The organism is Pseudokineococcus marinus (assembly GCF_013004605.1).
Taxonomy (GTDB): domain Bacteria; phylum Actinomycetota; class Actinomycetes; order Actinomycetales; family Quadrisphaeraceae; genus Pseudokineococcus; species Pseudokineococcus marinus.
Genome location: NZ_JABEMA010000337.1, coordinates 1 through 3,053 on the forward strand (window position 1 = coordinate 1; position 3,053 = coordinate 3,053).

General features: G+C 75.9%; 3 protein-coding genes. All 3 read right to left on the bottom strand.

The genetic code is table 11. The annotated features are described in order from the left end of the window. The coding region (locus tag HLB09_RS14975) for a Na+/H+ antiporter subunit E (RefSeq protein ID WP_171204130.1) at nt 1–571 on the bottom strand (571 nt) is incomplete at its 3' end. Beyond that, nucleotides 568–2,325, bottom strand: coding sequence for a Na+/H+ antiporter subunit D (locus HLB09_RS14980; protein ID WP_171204132.1), 1,758 nt, complete (start codon nt 2,323–2,325; stop codon nt 568–570). The genes HLB09_RS14975 and HLB09_RS14980, both read right to left, overlap by 4 nt. A 107-nt stretch (nt 2,326–2,432) precedes the next feature. After that, the gene (locus tag HLB09_RS14985) at nt 2,433–2,951 is read right to left on the bottom strand and encodes a Na(+)/H(+) antiporter subunit C (protein ID WP_171204131.1); all 519 of its coding nucleotides are present in this window, start codon (nt 2,949–2,951) and stop codon (nt 2,433–2,435) included. Between the last annotated feature and the right edge of the window lie 102 nt (nt 2,952–3,053).

Sequence of the window (3,053 nt, forward strand, 5' to 3'; positions counted from 1 at the left end):
GGCGCACCGGCGGCCGCGTGTGGCGGCCGCGGCCGGTGGCGTCGCCCGCCTCGACGTCGGCGACCTCCTCGGCGGTCCCGAAGGCCCGCACGACCCGCTCCTCCACGCGCAGCACCCCCGCCCGCTCCCGCTCCGCCGCGGCGGCGTCCGGGGTGTCGATGACGTGCACGAAGAGGCTCTGCGTGCCCGGCCGCACCTCGACGACGACGCTGCCGGGCACGAGCGAGATGAGCTCCGCCGTCGCGGTCAGGTGCGCGAGGCTCGCCGTGCGCAGGTGCACCTCGAGCACCGAGCTCGTCGGCGTGCGCCGGCTCAGCACGAGGGCGGCCACCTGCAGCGACGCGCGGACGACGTCGAGGGCGAAGGTCAGCAGCAGGCGCAGCACCGGCCCCGGGCGCACCGCGCCGGGGAAGCGCACCGGCGGCTGGGGGAAGACGAGGACGACGAGCAGGCCGAGCACGGCGCCCGCGAGCACGTTGGCCACCGACAGGTCGCCCCACAGCAGCACCCAGACCAGCGCCGTCCAGGCGAGGACGGGCCACTGGACGACCGCGCGGCGCGCGCGGGTCACCGCGAGCCCCCCGCCGGGCCGACCTGCGTCGTCGGGGCGACCCGGTCGGCCGCGGCCTGCCCGAGGACGGCGCGGACGTAGGGCTGCCGCTGGTCGAGCTCGAGCGCCGAGTCCTCGGCGACGCGCAGCAGCGGGCCCGCCAGCACGGTGAGGGACAGGCCCAGCGCCACCAGCGCCGCCGTCGGGGCGACCATCCCGCGGGGCACGCGCGTCATCTCGACGGGGGTGCGCTCGGGGTCGACGGCGGCGCCCGTGAGCGCCCCCGCCGCGGCGGCCTCGTCGTCCTCCCGGGTCGCGACGGCCGAGACGCCCTGCGCCCGCTCCACGGCGTCCTGCCGCTGGCTCACCTCGCCGACGCCGGACAGCGTCGTCGCGGCGTCGGGCGCCTCGTCGTCGTCCGCGCGGGTCTCCTCCTCGCGGCCCACCGTCGCGGGCCGGCTCCAGAAGGCGCGGTTCCACGCCTTGGCGACGGCGTAGAGGGTGAGCAGGCTCGTGAGGACGCTGCCGCCGACGAGCACGAGCGGCAGCACGCCCCCGTCGGCCACGCCCGCCTGGATGAGCCCGACCTTCCCGAGGAAGCCCGACAGGGGCGGGATGCCCGCGAGGTTCATCGCCGGCACGAAGAAGAGGACGCCGAGCAGCGGCGACAGCTTCGCCATGCCGCCCAGGTGGTCCATCGACGTCGAGCCGCCCCGTCGCTCGACGAGGCCCAGCACGAGGAAGAGGGTCGTCTGCACGGTGATGTGGTGGACGACGTAGAAGATCGCCGAGGCGAGGCCCGCGACCGAGCCGACGGCGATGCCGAAGACCATGTAGCCGATGTGGCTGACGAGCGTGAAGGACAGCAGGCGCTTGACGTCGCTCTGCGCCACGGCGCCGAGGATCCCGACGACCATCGTGGCGAGGGCGACGACGAGCAGGAGGTCGTCGAGGCGGCCCTCGGGGAACAGCAGCGTCTGCGTGCGGATGATGGCGTAGACGCCGACCTTGGTGAGCAGCCCGGCGAAGACGGCCGTGACCGGGGCGGGCGCCGTCGGGTAGGAGTCGGGCAGCCACGCCGACAGCGGGAAGACCGCCGCCTTGATGCCGAACGCCACGAGCAGCGACAGCTGCAGCGCGAGGCGCACGCCGTCGTCGAGGGCGTCGAGGCGCTCGGGCAGCTGGGCGAGGTTGGCCGTGCCGGTGGCCGCGTAGACCAGCGCGATGGCGGCGAGGAAGACGAGCGAGCTGGCGATGCTCACGACGACGTACGTAGACCCCGCGCGGATGCGGGCGCTCGTGCCGCCGAGGGTGAGCAGCACGAAGCTCGCCGCGAGCAGCATCTCGAAGCCGACGTAGAGGTTGAACAGGTCGCCGGAGAGGAAGGCGTTCGAGACGCCCGCCGACAGCACGAGGTAGGTCGGGTGGAAGATCGCGACGGGCGCGCCGTCGTCCCCGTCCGCGGCGCCCTGCGCCACCGAGTACACGAGGACGCCGAGGGTCACGGCGCTCGAGACGCTGAGCATGAGGGTGGACAGCTGGTCGGCGACGAGCGAGATGCCGCTGGCGGCGGGCCACCCGCCCACCGTGACGACGAGGGTCCCGACGTCCTGCACCGCGAGGAGCATCGCCACGGAGGTGGCGAGGACGACGGAGAGCGCGACGGTGCTGACGGCGGCCTGCGCCCGGCGGTGCCGCGCCAGCGCCAGCGCGAGGCCCGCGGCCACGAGGGGCACGAGGACCGGCAGCGGCACGAGCGTCGGCCACTCGAGCACCTGGCCCTGCGTGGCGCGCAGCCCCAGGCCCTGCGGACCCGTGGGGGCGTCGTCGACGCCGAGGGCGAGCAGGTGCGGGAGGGCGGACGCGAGGGCCCCGACGCCGCTCACGGGCCCTCCTCCCGCCGCTGCGCGGCCCGGCGCGGGCCGTCCCCGGGCGACCGGTCGCGCGGCGACGGGCTGGCGTGGGCCCGCCGGCGGTCCTCCGAGCGCTCCTCCACGGGGGCCTCCTCGTCGTCCGGGTCGTAGCTGCCGGAGGTCTCGTCGCGCACGGCGCGGCCCCGGACCTGCCGGTCCTCGACGTCGTCCTGCACCTCGTCGTGCCCGTGCAGCTGCCAGCTGCGGTAGGCCATGGCGAGCAGGAAGGCCGTGAGCCCGAGGGTGATGACGATGGCCGTCAGCACCATCGCCTGCGGCAGCGGGTCGCTCATCCGCGCCGGCTCGGCGCTGCCCACGAGCGCCGGCTCCCCGGCCGCCCCGCTGGCGACGAGGAAGAGGACGTTGATGCCGTTGCTCATGAGGATGACGCCGACGAGCACGCGGGTCAGGCTCCGCTCGAGGACGAGGTAGACGCCCGTCGCCACGAGCACGAAGACGACGGCGACCAGGACCAGCGCCGGGCTCACGGGCGCCCCTCCCCCGCGCCGTCGCCCGCGTCGTCACCGGCGCCGCCCCCGACACCACCTGGGCCCCGGCCCGGCGCCGCGGCGGCGCGCACGACCTCCTCG